Annotated in this window: 13 protein-coding genes and 1 tRNA gene; 7 read left to right on the forward strand and 7 right to left on the reverse strand. The window is 54.1% G+C overall.

Annotated features, from left to right (window positions below):
- Positions 1–236: 236 nt before the first annotated feature.
- Positions 237–309, reverse strand: a tRNA-Phe gene (locus BM123_RS15185).
- A 91-nt stretch (positions 310–400) separates the two neighbouring features.
- On the opposite strand from BM123_RS15185, the gene BM123_RS24265 reads away from it, so the two are divergent.
- Both BM123_RS24265 and BM123_RS15190 read left to right on the forward strand, forming a co-directional pair.
- Positions 401–565: a hypothetical protein gene (locus tag BM123_RS24265; protein ID WP_175489407.1), complete on the forward strand. Its 165-nt coding sequence runs from the start codon at positions 401–403 to the stop codon at positions 563–565.
- 105 nt (positions 566–670) lie between these two features.
- Positions 671–1,492 carry a M90 metallopeptidase family protein gene (locus tag BM123_RS15190; RefSeq protein ID WP_090170033.1) on the forward strand — a complete coding sequence of 274 codons (822 nt, stop codon included), beginning with the start codon at positions 671–673 and terminating at the stop codon, positions 1,490–1,492.
- Between the two features lie 150 nt (positions 1,493–1,642).
- On the opposite strand, the gene BM123_RS15195 is transcribed toward BM123_RS15190, so the two are convergent.
- A complete protein-coding gene (locus BM123_RS15195; RefSeq protein ID WP_175489408.1) occupies positions 1,643–3,130 on the reverse strand; it encodes a M48 family metalloprotease in 1,488 nt (495 codons plus the stop codon).
- A 125-nt stretch (positions 3,131–3,255) separates the two neighbouring features.
- Positions 3,256–4,095, reverse strand: a complete 840-nt coding sequence (fdhD, locus tag BM123_RS15200; RefSeq protein ID WP_090170195.1) for a formate dehydrogenase accessory sulfurtransferase FdhD — start codon at positions 4,093–4,095, stop codon at positions 3,256–3,258.
- 180 nt (positions 4,096–4,275) lie between these two features.
- On the opposite strand from fdhD, the gene BM123_RS15205 reads away from it, so the two are divergent.
- Positions 4,276–5,448 carry a DUF748 domain-containing protein gene (locus BM123_RS15205; protein ID WP_090170035.1) on the forward strand — a complete coding sequence of 391 codons (1,173 nt, stop codon included), beginning with the start codon at positions 4,276–4,278 and terminating at the stop codon, positions 5,446–5,448.
- Between the two features lie 8 nt (positions 5,449–5,456).
- Here the strand turns inward: BM123_RS15205 and BM123_RS15210 are convergent, their stop codons facing one another.
- Positions 5,457–6,791, reverse strand: a complete 1,335-nt coding sequence (locus BM123_RS15210) for a serine hydrolase (RefSeq protein ID WP_090170036.1) — start codon at positions 6,789–6,791, stop codon at positions 5,457–5,459.
- Positions 6,792–7,081: 290 nt separating this feature from the next.
- On the opposite strand from BM123_RS15210, the gene rpoN reads away from it, so the two are divergent.
- The 4 genes from rpoN to BM123_RS24815 all read left to right on the forward strand — a co-directional run bounded on the left by rpoN (position 7,082) and on the right by BM123_RS24815 (position 10,893).
- Positions 7,082–8,575, forward strand: a complete 1,494-nt coding sequence (rpoN, locus tag BM123_RS15220) for an RNA polymerase factor sigma-54 (RefSeq protein WP_090170039.1) — start codon at positions 7,082–7,084, stop codon at positions 8,573–8,575.
- Positions 8,576–8,707: 132 nt separating this feature from the next.
- A complete protein-coding gene (locus BM123_RS15225; RefSeq protein ID WP_090170042.1) occupies positions 8,708–8,992 on the forward strand; it encodes a GNAT family N-acetyltransferase in 285 nt (94 codons plus the stop codon).
- 72 nt (positions 8,993–9,064) lie between these two features.
- Complete coding sequence (locus BM123_RS15230) at positions 9,065–10,213, forward strand: glycosyltransferase (RefSeq protein ID WP_090170044.1); 1,149 nt, start codon at positions 9,065–9,067, stop codon at positions 10,211–10,213.
- Positions 10,214–10,278: 65 nt separating this feature from the next.
- Entirely contained in the window at positions 10,279–10,893 is a 615-nt protein-coding gene (locus tag BM123_RS24815; protein WP_090170046.1) for a CatB-related O-acetyltransferase, read from the forward strand.
- 1 nt (position 10,894) lies between these two features.
- On the opposite strand, the gene BM123_RS15240 is transcribed toward BM123_RS24815, so the two are convergent.
- From BM123_RS15240 to BM123_RS15250, 3 genes are all read right to left on the reverse strand, one after another.
- Positions 10,895–11,419: a DUF4199 domain-containing protein gene (locus BM123_RS15240; RefSeq protein WP_090170048.1), complete on the reverse strand. Its 525-nt coding sequence runs from the start codon at positions 11,417–11,419 to the stop codon at positions 10,895–10,897.
- Positions 11,420–11,541: 122 nt separating this feature from the next.
- Positions 11,542–11,955 (reverse strand): response regulator transcription factor, encoded by a 414-nt coding sequence (locus BM123_RS24820; protein WP_090170050.1) that lies wholly within the window; start codon positions 11,953–11,955, stop codon positions 11,542–11,544.
- A gap of 202 nt (positions 11,956–12,157) precedes the next feature.
- Complete coding sequence (locus tag BM123_RS15250) at positions 12,158–14,800, reverse strand: DUF5916 domain-containing protein (protein ID WP_090170052.1); 2,643 nt, start codon at positions 14,798–14,800, stop codon at positions 12,158–12,160.
- Positions 14,801–14,859 lie beyond the last annotated feature (59 nt).

Raw genomic sequence — 14,859 nt, forward strand, 5'->3', positions numbered from 1 at the left:
AAATGAAAAAGGCCCGTTGGCAACTTGCCGACGGACCTTTAAGGGTAATTCTTGAGGAATGTTCACTGTCATCCACGCATTTACCGCTCGCCGGTGTGGCAAGAGAAACTGGCGTGATGATGATGGAAGTTGAACATCTGTACGTTGTGCGAACTTTCGTCCTTTAGGTAAAAAGCAAAGCATCCAGCGATCCATGTCAGTTTTGTACTGATGTTGATCGCTGAATGCTTCAGAAGTGGTGTGGGGCGGAATCGAACCGCCGACACATGGATTTTCAGTCCATTGCTCTACCAACTGAGCTACCGCACCTTATCTATTGATTCAAATTGTTTTTGCCGCCTCGGTTCAATGAACGCGGCAAAAACAATTTGAATATGCTTTGGTAATGATACTAACATGAATGGAAGGACCATTAGTTGCAGGCATTCCTGCTAAAGCGACGCAAAGTTACGGTAGTAAGATGGATATGACCAAGCCTTTGCCGTTTTTTTGTGCAGAAGGTTTTTTGGGCGAGGGTCCGCAGGTGCCTGGGGAAGTTAAAAGAGCAAGCATATGGTTCCCTTAAGCGATGTCTCCAGAGGAGTAGTCAGTGTTTGCCCGTACCGTAAAAAAGAGGCCCGGTAAAACATGAGCATGGAATTATCGTTTTCAGGACAGCACAAATCTGTTTATGAATCCCGTTCGAGCCGCTTATCTGTCTTTTGGTTGTCTGATTGCTCTTGGCCTGATCCTTACCTGGACGACGGGAGAAACGCACTCCGCGCTCATCATTTTGCCGATGATTGCTGCTGCGGGGGTCTATACACTGTCCCCTCAGATCATGTGGTGGCACTGGAAACGTCATCCGCCAGATTTGCCCACGGATCTGGCGCCGCTACTGGATCGTTTTGATCTTTACCGCCGGCTGGACCTGGCCGGGAAGCGAGAATTCCGCCGGCGTACTTTTTTGCTACGGGAGGCGACGCACTTTCACGGGCAGGCGATTGAAGAAATTCCGCCGGACATCAAGATCATGGCGGCGGCCTCCGCCGCTACCGTTGGCTTTCACCGCCCGGAATTTCTGTTGGGAGACTTCGAAACCATTGTGCTTTATCGCCATTACTTCCCTACTCCTGATCATGATGTGCTGCACTGCAGCGAACTGCATGAGCCCGACGGTGCCATCATCTGGACGCTCAACGTGTTCCTTCGCTCCTGCATCGAGCCCCGGAAATATCTCCACCTCGGCCTCTACGAATACGGGCGGGCCATGTTGCTGCTGGAGCTGGAATTACGGGCAGCACTGGATGGTCTGGCGTTGGACTACCCGCAGATCGAAAAACTCTCCGGCTTCGGCGAAACGGCTTTGAAGGAATACATCGGCCTGGAAGAATTAGATCTTACGGCCATCACACTGGTTTTGTACTTTACTCATACGGAAGAGATGAAAGTGCTGCAGCCGGAGGCTTATGCTGGTTTTGAGAAGGGATTGACGTCCGTAAGCAGCAACTGATTGCAACTCGCGCTCCATGGATCACGCTAAAGACTGTGTCTTTTGCTTTATCCGGGGTTATGAATGTTTGACTCCGGGGGAATAAACCTGGAAATTAAAAAAGCCCTGACACAATGCTGCGTCAGGGCTTTTTTAATGCTTAGGGACTATTTACTTAATATCTCCTCCCGAAAGGGACTTGAACAAGGTGCCCGCAGGCAGCGTCTGGCTAAGTTCCATGCCGTTAAGGATGGCCAGTTCTTCATGGCGGTCTGTCGGGATACGGTCAGCCTGCAATGCCTGCTGCAGCGTCTGGCTGCGGGAGTTGCTCACGATTTTAATTTTCTCCGGCTGGCGGTTGAGCTTACTTTGGTCCGTCAACTGTGCGAAGGTGCCGATGCTGTACTCAATGTCCCGCTGGTAACGGTTGAAGTCTGCCTGAAGCGCCATACCCAACATCATGTAAGTGTTGCCACCGTAAGAAATGAAGCTGGCCAGTACGCTAATGGTTTGGCCCTGCTGGCCTTGCTGCTGTGCCTCCTGGGTTACGGTACCCAAAATTGTTGTAGCGGGTAAGCCATTTATGGGCTGCTGGCTGGAGTTCACCACATTAACACCTGCCTCCTGTACAAAAGACTGAGCAGCGGCATTCTGGTCGCTGCCCTGAGCAAGTTTCATCTGCATGATAGATTTCTGATCAGGGCTAACCATCTGTACCTGGGTTGGTGCGTTGATGAGCGTCCACTGCCCGGGAATCTTAAACTGAAACTTGAGGCCGGGGTGGTAGAAAGAACCAGCCTCTACGAAACCCTGAGCGGGGTCTTCGCCGTAGATCATGCCGTCGATCATGCGGAGGTAACTGTCCCGTCCTACCGTATAGTTAGTGTTCTTTGTATCAACCTCCTGGTATTGCTGGGCCAGTTGCTGCACCCGTACAAACCGGTTATCAGGGTCCGGGTGAGTGCTCATAAATTCAGGGACACGGTTCTCCGCACCACCACTCAAGCGGCTAAGGGTGCCAAAGAAGCCGGCCATCTCTTTTGCATCATAACCGATGCCGGTGCTGTACTCTACTCCTAATTGATCGGACTGGCTTTCTGCGTCCCGGCCGAATTTGAGGAATAACAGCTGCATGCCCTGCATCAGGCTTTCGCCCTGGCTGGCGAGTTCAGGGCTTAAGATCATGCCACCAATCAGGCCTACCTGGCCAAGCGTTTGCTTTGCCTGTTGAGCTACGGTGTGCCGGGCGGTAACGTGACCGATTTCGTGACCCAATACGCCAGCAAACTGTGCTTCATTGTTGAAGTGAGCCATGATGCCACGGGTGAAATAAACGAAGCCGCCGGGAACGGCGAAGGCGTTTACTACGGGAGAGTCTACGAGGGTAAACTTCCAGGGCAGGTTTGGCCGGTGAGAGGTACGGGCCATCGCCAGGCCTTTCTCCGTCAGGAATTGAGCCATGGCCGGGTTCTGGTATTCACCCATCTCCGCAATCACCTGCGGGTCATAAGACTGGCCCAGGGCAATCTCTTTTTCTTCCGACATGAAGGCAAGTTGCTTCTTACCCGTGACGGGGTTGACAGAACAATCTTGTAGGGTGAATACGGCCAGCATCATTACAAGTAGCAATGGCAGACGTTTGGAAATGAATCTTTGCATCGTAGTTGGTTTTTTATCTTCTGTAACCTAAAGGTATTTACTAAGGTCGTTGTTTACGACGTAGAATAGGGTTAAGGTAACAGTTTTAGAAACCACACATTTATGTCTAAGCCTAAGATTATGGCTTACTTAACGATTCTTTCGGGGTGACTGTAGCAATTGAAGCCTCCCTCACGGACGAAGCCGCAAAGCGTTATTGACTGCTCTTCTGCAAGGGTTACCGCCAGGCTGGAAGGGGCCCCTACGGAAACGACAAAAGAAATTCCCGCCATCGCGGCCTTTTGCAGTAGCTCAAAGCTGGCCCGGCCGCTCAGCACCAGTATCCGCTGGCGAAGGGGAAGTTCTCCGGCCCGAAAGGCATTGCCCACTACTTTGTCCATCGCATTGTGTCGCCCAACGTCTTCTGCAAAATGAAGCAGTTTGCCGCCTGGGGTAAACAGTCCTGCCGCATGAATTCCGCCCGTTTGCTCAAACAATCGTTGAGCCCTGCGAAGAGTATCAGGAAGACGGGGGATAATACTACTGTTGATGGACCAACTGCCTGGCATCTCCCCGAAGGGAAGTGCTGCTTCCAACTGTTCTATCGAGGTCTTGCCACACACACCACAACTACTACTGGTGTAGCTGTGACGCTGTAAGCGGGCCCAGTCCACAGGACAGCTTGCCGCCAGGGAAATAATAAGAGTGTTCCGGGAAGTAGTATTCCTGGTGGATGCTCGCTCTGCCGCGAGAATTTGATCAGGTGACTGGATGATACCTTCTGAAAAAAGAAAGCCAAGTGCCAGGGCCTCGTCTTCACCCGGTGTGCGCATCGTGATCGCCAGCGATCTGGTTTTCTGTCCTTCCCGAATACGAATCTGTAATGGCTCTTCTACGGCAAGTACATCGTCGGAGGGGCTCAGTTCTCCGTTACGGTATCGAAAAAGGGAGACAGATTGAAGAGATGTTGCAGATATGGGAGACATAGTATCGTTGAATGAACGCTTAACCCACATTTCGTAGTGAGTAACTGCTTGCAGAACATGTGTTTATGGCTTTACGTTTTAAACAACAAGCAATTTTTCAGACTATCCTTTTAACTCCTGCATTTGCTAAACCACTGCTACGGCTAACGGAGTCCGAACCACGTCAATAAATAATTTTTCATGAATTCCAGGCTTCGGTTTCTGCGTAGAAAACGCTTCCTTATTCCTGCTGTCCTTTTGGTCACATTGCTCATCTTTCGATTGTTTTTACCCACGCTGGTAAAGAACTATGTCAATAAGGTGCTGGCGGAAATTCCGGGTTATTACGGGCAGGTGGAAGACATTGATATTGCCCTGATCAGGGGAGCATACGTCATTAAAGGTATGTACCTGAACGTAAGTGACGGCCAAACGCAAGTTCCCTTTATGAAGCTTCCGGAAACGGATATTTCTGTTGAGTGGAAGTCTTTATTCAAGGGGCGGATTGTCAGCGAAATACATCTGATGAACCCTTCGGTTATTTATTTGCTCGAAGATCAGGAGTCCATCACTACTCAGGAGGCACCCACAACGGATGACTGGACGAAGGCGATAACCGACCTTGTGCCCATAGATATAAACCACTTCAAAATTGTTAACGGTAAGCTGGCCTACGTGGAGGTCAACGCTGAGCCCAACATCGACCTGCAAATTACTGACCTGATGCTGGTAGCGGATAACCTCAGTAACGTTGTTGCCACCGAGCATACTTTGCCATCCCCCATCTCCGCAACGGGCAAATCTTTTGGCGGCGGAGAAGTCTCCCTCGAGGGACAGATGAACCTGCTCAAAGAAATCCCCGACATGGACATGACCTTTTCGCTACAAAATGCAGACGCCATGGCACTCAACGACTGGACGAATCAATATGTAGGCATCGACTTTGCCTCCGGTACCTTCGAGGTCGCCAGCGAAATCGCTATCGCTGATGGCTTCATCAAAGGATATGTGAAACCCTTGCTGATTGAGGGTAAACTTATCAGTAAAGAAGACTCCTTTACGGAGGTAATCTGGGAGGGCTTCCTGGGCTTTTTCAAGTTCCTGTTCACCAACCAGAAAACGGAAACCCTCGCTACTGAAGTTCCCTTTTCCGGCGACCTGAACGGCCCCGACGTCAAGGTTTGGCCCACGATCACCAACCTGCTGGAGAACGCCTGGATTCAAGCGTTTACCACTAAACCAGATGAATCCATCGACTACCAGGACGCTCTCGAAGGAGCGGACGGAGGAGAAAAAACCAAAAAGGAGCTTCGCCAGGAACGAAGGGCAAAACGGAAAGCGGAGAAGGAAAAGGAGAAAGCTGAGAATCAGTAAGTCAATCCTCACTCCACCCGCTTCGCGTCCCGCTCTCCGTTTTGGAATAAGGTCAGGCTGGAGATCTTACCATCGTCGTCCGGATTGAAGCGGACTTTGATGCCGATCTGCTCATGGTGAAAGTGATGCTCTTTGAAGGCAACAAGGTCAATCGGGCTTTGGCCGGTGGCCTGGGCCTTGAGCTGCTTTCCGGACCGCGTGATGGTGATAATGAACTGCGGAGACAGTTCGTATTTGCCGACGTAGGACGCTAGCATCGCTTCCGGCAATTCAACGGTTTTCCGCTCCTCATACTTTCCGATGGCCATCACGGCGAGCTTGTTCGCTACAGCACCGGGGTCGTGGCAGTTACAGTTGGAAAAGACGGCCACGAAGACCTCTTCTTCCGGTAAATAAGTAGACGCCGTAAGAAAGCCATTAATGCCACCACCGTGGCCAAAAAACGGACTGCCTTCCAGCTCACCCAGGCTCCAGCCGAAGCCGTAGCTCGTCTTGTCGCCCGTGTTGAGCGTTGCCGGCGTGTGGGCTTTGGCCAGACTTTCCCGGCTAACGACTTTACCCGACACGACCGCCTGATACCAGGTGTTCAGGTCTCCGGTAGTAGAGAGCAGAGAGCCCGCTGCGTAAGGCTGGGTCATACTCACAAAAGAAGCGTTTTGTACACCCAGGAGACCTGGCTCGTAGCCCGCAGCACGGTTGGGGATAACCACTGAGGTCCGGTCGTAAGAAGAGCTACTCATGCCCAACGGCTTAAAGAAGGTGCTTTCGATGTAGTCAGCATACGGCATACCGGAGGCTTTCTCGATGATGTAGCCAAGGAGGAAGTAACCCGAGTTATTGTAACGAAATGCATCACCGGGATCGAAATCCATCGGCTCATTCTTAAAGTAATCAATCATTTCCTGTGGGGTGAAATTCTGCTTGCGGGTTTCGGCATCCCACTTTTTAAGTCCGGTGTAGCTGGCAATGCCAGAGGTGTGATTCAGCAGATGCTCAACGGTGATGGTCTTCCTTTTGGTGGGGTACTTCGGTAGAAACTTCGTGATCTCATCGTCCAGGGAGAGCTTACCTTCTTCAGCGAGCTTAAGTATGGCGCAGGCCGTAAATTGCTTGGTGATGGAGCCAATGCGGAAGATGTGGTCAGTCGTCATGTCTACGTCCAGTTCCAGATTGGCCTTGCCGAAGGCTTTGTGATAAACAACTTCGCCTTTTTTGACGATGATGGCGGTGCCGCCGGGGCTGTCAGCGGGGAAACGTTCATTAAGAACTTTGTTGTAGTAGTCGTCCTGAGCGACAAGGCCGGTGAACATGGCAACAAATACGAGGAGTAGCAACTGTTTCATAATGTAGGAATTTGCCCGAAAGTAAGTGATGGGCTACCGGAGCAACAGAATTTATCGACGAAAGAAATGATCAGGGCGACGGAGTTGTCCGGTCGGAGCTGGAGCTCCTCCTCCCTCCCTTGCTCTTTTAACTGCCCCTTCGGGGACTGGCGCGGAGCGCCAATGAGGGGACATTGCACCCGCGGCCGCGCCCTGAAACCTTCCTCAATCCGGCGAACCATCCATCCCTCCCGAACGTTTGTCTCCTTGGTTGCGGCCTCGTTAAGACAGCCGCCCGGAGAACGTACTTCATGCTAGGACAATCCCTCAAACAAGCGCTGCAGCAGAAGCTCAGCCCCCGTCAGATTCAGCTCATGCAGCTGATGCAACTGCCGATTATGGAGCTGGAGCAGCGCATTAAAGAGGAACTGGAAAGTAACCCTACGCTGGAGGAAGCCCGCCCGCTGGAACAGGAAGTACCTGACCGCGAAGAACGTCAATCCGACGGCGAAGAACGTAACTCCGAATACGACGACGATTACTTTCAGCAGTACCTCGAAGACGACCCCGGCAGCTATCAAAACGCCGGCCGCAGCGAAGAAGACTACGCCGCGCCCGGTAGCTATACCGCTGACGAGACGACCTTTTTCGAGCACCTCGAAAGCCAGCTCAGTAACCTGGAGTTTGATACACCGCTCGACCGGCTCATCGCCCGGCAGATCATCGGTAATCTTGACGACGACGGCTATCTGCAGCGCACCCCCGGTGCCATTGCGGACGATCTGCTGATCAGTCAGCACCTCGATGTGCGCCCTTCTCAGGTGAAGGAGGTGCTGGCCACCGTGCAACAGCTCGATCCCCCCGGCCTCGCGGCCCGGGATCTCCGCGAGTGTCTCCTCCTGCAGCTCAACCACAAGGTCGACAACGGAGACGATATCCCCGACATGCGCTTCGCTGACCTCGTCCTGGCCCAACGCATCGTCCGCGATCACTTCGAAGCCTTCACCAAAAAACATTACGATAAGCTGCGCGAGCGGCTCAACGTCGATGAAGACGAACTCCGGGATGCTCTGGCCGAAATCCTCCGGCTAAACCCCAAGCCCGCCAGTGGGCTCAGCGGCGTAGCCGGTGGACGGGTGGCGCAAACCGTCGTGCCCGACTTTCTGCTCACCACCGTTGACGGTGAACTGAAACTCAGCCTCACCGCCCGCAACGCTCCTGACCTGCAGATCAACGACCACTACCAGAAGATGCTGGCCGATTACCGCCGCAAGCAGAAGGAAAGCGGAAAAATGAGCCTGGCCCAGAAGCAGGCGGCTGGCTTCATCCGGCAGAATATTGAGTCGGCCAACTGGTTCATCGAAGCCATTCAGCAACGGCAGCAAACACTCTACAGCGTGATGCACGCCATCATGCGCTATCAGGAGGCTTTCTTTAAGAGTGGGGACTTAAAAGACCTGCGCCCAATGATTCTCAAAGACATTGGTGAAGTGACGGAGCTGGACATCAGTACCGTGAGCCGGGTGGCCAACAGTAAGTTCGTGCAGACCGATTTTGGCACCTACTCCCTCCGCGAGTTCTTCAGTGAAGGCATGACCAATCAGGAGGGAGAAGAAGTCAGTACCACTCAGGTTAAGAATGTGCTGAAGGAAATCATCGAAAACGAAGACAAACGCAAACCGCTGGCCGATGGCAAGCTGCAAAAAGCCCTCGCTGAAGCAGGCTACGATATTGCCCGACGCACCGTCGCTAAATACCGGGAGCAACTGGGGCTGCCGGTGGCGCGGTTGCGGAAGGAGCTGTAGGTAGCCTTGTGGTTGGGCAGCCTTGTAGGCTCCGCACGTTGGAGGCGGCACTGCGTTTATAGGCTTCTGCTTACATTTGAGACTGCGAAGCCGGGATTTTCTTTAATTTTTTACTCTCTTTACTTCCTTATTATGTTCACCGATCAAGTCGTCAACAATACCGAAAAGTACCAGTTTGAAGTTGTCAGCGGAGCGCTCGTTTCCAAACTGGAATACCGGATGGGGCGCAACAGTATTGCCCTGATTCATACCGAAGTGCCTGAGGAATTGGGCGGGCAGGGAATAGGAAGTTCTCTGGTAAAAACAGCCCTTCAATACGCTAAAGACAATGGGCTGAAGGCACTGCCTTACTGCCCCTTCGCAGCGGCTTACATCGAACGGCACCCGGAGTGGAGCGACATTGTGGGGGAGGTGTAGTATGATAAAAACAGCAGAGGCGGAGCATGCCCCGTCTCTGCTGTTTTTATCCAACCAATTGGAATAACTGCCGTGTTCTACCTCTTCCTCCTCGCCGCCGCCGTCCAAGTTGTCAGCTGGATGGCCGTCCTGCGGGCCGGCTACCGGCGCGGGGTGGAGCCGGACCAGCAGGACCCCGCCTCGGGCACCGCTGCGGTGAGCGTCATTGTATGCTTTCACAACGAGCAGGAAACCATTGGGCCTTGCGTTGATCGTATTTTGGCGCAGGTCTACCCCGGTGAATTTGAGTTGGTCCTGGTGGACGATAATTCCACGGACAACTCTGCCTCCATCGTACATCCCTTTGAGATCAGGCACGGGCATGTTCGCCTGCTGCAACCTGGCCCTACGCGCGCCGGCAAGAAGGACGCGCTGGCTTATGGCATTTACGCCGCAAAACACGATTTTCTGGTCTTAACGGACGCTGACTGCGTGCCCGCCAGCAGCCACTGGCTATGGTTTATGGCCGACCCGCTGCGTCGGGGCGCGGAATTGGTGCTGGGCGTGTCTCCCTACACAGAAGACAAAACAAACATGTTACTCTCTGCCTGGCAGCGATTTGAAGCGACTTACGTCAGCCTGAAGTACCTGGGTTTTGCGCGCACGGGGATGCCTTACATGGGGGTGGGGCGCAACCTGGCCTACCGCCGGAGTTTCTACGAGCGTGCGGGCGGCTTTGCCGCCCATGCGGACCTGCCCGGCGGCGATGATGACCTGCTGGTGAGTGCAACGGCGCAGCGGGAGGCAACCGCCCGGGTGGTACACCCGGCGGCCTGGACCTACTCCGCGCCGCAACCCGGTTGGCGGGCTTATTTCCGGCAGCGGGCGCGGCACCAGTCGGTGGGCATCCGCTATCCCGCCAGGGCGCAGTGGATGCTTGGGGGGCTGGCGCTGAGCCACGGGCTGTTCTATCTGCTGGGTTTTTACCTGCTGTTTACGCCCGACTGGCCGGTCGCGCTGGCAGCTTATGGCCTGCGGTTATTATTGCTGGTTTACGTGTACGCGACGCCGTATTTACGCACGGACCCGCTTACCTATTCAGGGGGCGCTACCGCAGGTGCAGAAGGAGGTTGGAGAAGCAAGGCATTCCTGCCCCTGACCGTTGCCTTCTTTGATGCCTGGGTAGGCCCGATGTACCTCTACTTGGCGGTGGCCGGCCTGCGGCCGGCGCGCAATTGGTAAATTTGTACCGCCGAGTGCGCTTCGCGTCTGCCTTTGGCGGTTAGTCGGCGAAAAAACCCTTGCTCATGCCCACTTCCCCAGAGACAACCTTCCCTTTAGCCAACTACGACCGACTCTGCTTTCTCAAAAACATCATCAAGAGCCCCCAGATTGAGGTCGGGGAGTACACCTACTACGATGACTTCGAAACGGTGGAAAACTTCGAGCAGAACGTTCGTTATCTCTTTGAATTTATCGGCGACAAGCTGATCATTGGTAAGTTCTGTCAGATAGCCTCTGGTGTGACCTTCATCATGAACGGTGCGAATCATCTGACGGATGCGGTGAGCACTTTTCCCTTCGCCATTTTCGGCGAAGACTGGGCCCCGGCTATGGCGGGTAAGTCTTACCCTACCAAAGGGGACACCACCGTCGGCAACGACGTCTGGATCGGCTACAACGCCACCATCATGGCCGGTGTGACGATCGGGGACGGGGCCATCATCGGCAGCAAGTCCGTCGTCACCAAAGACGTGCCCCCTTACACCATCGTCGGCGGTAACCCGGCGAAGGTGATCCGGCAGCGATTCTCTGATGCAGAGATCGAGCATTTGCTGGAGGTGCGGTGGTGGGACTGGCCGGTGGAGCGGATTACGCGGGAATTGGGGGGGCTGACGGGGCGGGAACCCAAGAAACTTTGATTTAGGCGGATACCTGCTTATCGGTATTCCGCAAAACCAACGAAGAAATCAAACTCACCATCAGCCCCAGCAGCAGCACCGTGACGAACATCAGTGCCGCCAGTGCCAGCGGCGAGCCCATCATGTTAATCTGCTCCATCAGGGTAGCGGCGGCGGCTTCGTATTCCTCGGCGGGGAGATCGGCCTTCAGGCGGGAGAGTTCGCGGTCGGTGAACTCCGTGACGAAGTTCGGGTTAATGACCGTTGTGTAAAAAGCATCCGCGATGGCGATGCCAAAGCCGGCGCAGGCGGAGATGATCATGCCGATGGCCATGCCCCGGCCGAAGGTGAGTTGGCCGTCGTTCTCCCTGTCCCGGTAATGCCGGATGGCGAAGTAGACCAGCGACAGCGAGAGAATCATGGTGAGGTAACCGACGATCTCCTGGGTGGAGTAGTCCAGATTCTGACCGACAATGAGGCCGAGGGCAAAAAGGACAAGCATAGAGATAAAGGCGGCGGGGCCATACTTGAGCAGAGTAGCTTTCATAGTGTATTTGTTTTGACACAAATTTGCGGCGATCAGGTCAGATAGCGGTCATACTAAAGTACCAAACCTATGGTTCTTTAGTGCTGATATGGCCCTGTACCCCCGGCTTCAGCCGGAGGGTATTAAATAATCCCCATCACCCGGGCCCGCTCCACCGCCTGCGTCCTCCGTTTGGCGTCGAGCTTGCTGAGCAGACTCGAAACGTGGGTTTTGACCGTGCTTTCGGAGAGGAACAGTACCTCCGCGATCTCCCGGTTGGAAAGACCGGCGGCGATGTGGCCCAGTACCTCGTGCTCCCGCGCAGAGATGCCGAGGCTTTTAAGCTGGGCCTCATCAACGAGTACAGTAGAAGCTGGAGCTTCCTTTAGGGGAGACGGCTGGCGGAGATAAAGGCCAATACCCAAAAACAAGAGCGCAGTGACGGCGAGAGCGATCTCTACCGTCAAGTCACCGGATACCAGCGCGTATTCGCTTACCCGAAACAAGAGTAAGCAGGCCAGAATGAGCCCGCCGAAAACCAGGATGGTGTGCTTCATGGTCGGTCCTTCGGTGCTAAGGTAGTGAAAGGGTAGGGATGGCTTGTTAAGTACTGCTCATTCAACCTCCCCCTTCGGGGGCTGGCGCGGAGCGCCAATTGGGGGCTGTTGCACCTGCGGCTGCGCCCATCTTGTTAGTCGGTAGACGGTAGAATTGTAGAACGGCTCTACCATCTACAGTTCTACCGACTACCGTCTACCCCTATCTCACCCAGCGATAAGTCCCCTTCACCAAAAAGGTATTCCGGACATCGTTGGCGAATAAGTCCTGCGTCAGGGCCTGGAAGGCACTCTGCGTTGGGTCTGTTCCTCCGGAGGAACCCTGTGACCAGACGAGAAAAATGGTAGAACTGGGTCGGTATTCCCAACGGACGACCAGATTGGACCGGAACTGCAGAAAGTTAAAGTCCGGATCACCGAACTCCCAATCGATACCACGGTCTGTATCATCATCTATTTGGTAAGTGCCGGACTCGCCGTTAAAGGCAACGTTGTTTTCCGGGAAAACGATGAAACGATTGTCAAAGTCCTTAGCCAGTGGGTTATCCACGATCTTGAACTCATCGTAAACTCCACGCGCTACGAATGGCTGGGCGTAGTACTGGATAGTAAAGTCAGGGGTGAGGTTGAGGGTCGCCCGCATGGTAAGGCTAATGACTTGTTGATCGATCTTACCGTGCATATACCCCGTCCGTCCATCGTCGGTGAGAGTCGTGATGTACTGGTCACGACGGGTAGAAGGGTTAAAGCTGGGCTCGACGTAAAGCGAGAGTGCGTCCGTTGGCTGGTAGTTAATTTCCAGTCCAACTTCTCCCCCCATCACGTTACCATCATAGCTTTTGCCGCCGTTGAAGTAGAGGTAGGCGTTGAGCTTTTTCCGCCCGTCGGTCCCGATGCCACCGCCCATTGCATAGCCGGGAGACCTGCGGAAAAGCGGCCCGCCCCGCAGCGCGTTACGGCTGATGTCCTGTTGCTCCAGGTTGAGGAAAAAGCGGAAGTTGGAGAAGTTTTTCAGCTGCCCCCAAACGTTGGTATTGTAACTGCGGTTCAGAGACTCTCCGCTCCAGTCCCAGCCAGCGTAAATATTGTGGTTCCACTGGAAGCGGTTAAAAGCTTTGGTTGGGTTCCGCCAGCGGCGTGCACCCCAGGCGAAGTAATTAAATTGTTCGGTGTTGTTCAGGAAGCCTATGTCGTTAAGCTCCAGCCCCGGGCTGCGGTAGGTAAGTCCGGTTTCGAAGACCCAGTCGCCGGCAAATTCACCGATGGCCAGCGTGCCCCCCGTCCCGCTCAGGCGGGTAGCGGTAGTGTCTACGCTGAGGTGATCAGCGTCGGGCCGCTGAAAGTTGTGCTCAAAGGAGGTTTGAGTCCGGGTAATGGCTGCCTCGCTGCCACGTACCTGACTCCAGACGGCATTGGCCCGTAGCGCCCAGGCACGGTCTTTCCAACGGTGAACGAAGTCCATCCCGCCAGAGTAAGCATTGTTATGCAGAAAGTTGAGCTCCTCGGTGTGAAGATCCCGGTTAACGCTGGTGAGCATCGCCCCGATGGTCGTTTGTCCTTCGTTGAAGTCCTGCTGTACCCGCCCGACATTGTAGGAGGTAAAGGGCTCTACCTGCTCTCTTGCTTCACCGTTGTTGTCAATAACCGTGGCAAACTCTCTTTCGGTAAAACTGGACAGTAACCCGAGTGATAGCCCGCTGCGGGTCTTCCCACTCACCTTGGCGGCGCCAAGAATTGTGGTGTTCTCCGGCTGGCGAACGAAGCGGCCGGCACCGTGGCGCTCCCGTAAGAAGCGGCTCGGAGAGCCGCCGATGCGGCGGCTGTAAAACAATAGATCTCCGTTGTAAGAACCGCCCGCTTCCGCCTGGGTGATCCGGTAGTTGAAGATGTTTCTTCCTTCAACGAAAAAGGGCCTTTGCTCTTGAAAAAAGATCTGAAAACCATCGAGGTTGATGGCGCCGGGATCCGCTTCTACCTGGCCGAAATCGGGGTTGATGGTGAAATCCACCACTACATCGTTGGTGATGCCGATGCGACCATCCAGGCCGGCACTCAGGCGTTCATCTGTTTTGCGGCCAAAGGGGTCTTCGTCGGGGAAGCCCCCACCGGTACGAACCTGCCCAAGTACGTAGGGCTGTAGTTCGAGGGGTTTACGGGGTTTGATGCCGTTGAGACCTTTCAAGATGCCGAAGCGGCTTACCCAGCCCGGCTGGGTTTGTTTGATGGGTGCCCATGAGCTGGCTTCTTGCTCACGGAAAAGATTACGGTTTACCTGAAGACCCCAGGTCTGGTTCTCTTCTTTGCCAAAGCGAAGTTGGGAGAAAGGAATCCTGGCTTCGGCGGTGTAGCCATCTTCGTCAGTCTTTGCTTTAAAGAACCAGAAGGGATTCCAGCTTTCGTCCCAGTTGTTGCCGTCATTACTGATGAATTCGTCTCCGCGTACACCGCTGGCGGAGGCGGAGAAGGAGAAAGCCGTCCGTTTATCGTTAAAGCTGTCGAAGTTGATTTCCACCCAGTCGCCAGGGAAGTCATCTCGTCGGCCAAGACGTGCTTCTATTTTATCCGGATCGGTGTCGTAAGCCCGCCAGGCAACGTAGAGAAAACGCTCGTCATAGAGGATTTTGAAGGCCGTCTCCTGGCTAACGGGGGCAGAGTCGTCTGGTTGTCGCTGATGAAAGTCAGTTCCCCATTTCACCTGCTGCCAGGCGGGGTCATCAAGGTCGCCATCAATCGTCGGCGCGTCGCCCTGGATGCGTTGGGTTGTATATTCGGGAGGCATGTTCTGAGCCGTCAGGGAAGCAAAGAACAGAAACTGCAGAAGCAGTACAGAATGGCTAAATCTCATAGTGTGGGGTTACTAACTACTAATGTGTTAGTATGTACGGGCAAAAAATGGAAGGGTTG

The sequence above is a fragment of the Neolewinella agarilytica genome, from assembly GCF_900110645.1.
GTDB lineage: Bacteria > Bacteroidota > Bacteroidia > Chitinophagales > Saprospiraceae > Neolewinella > Neolewinella agarilytica.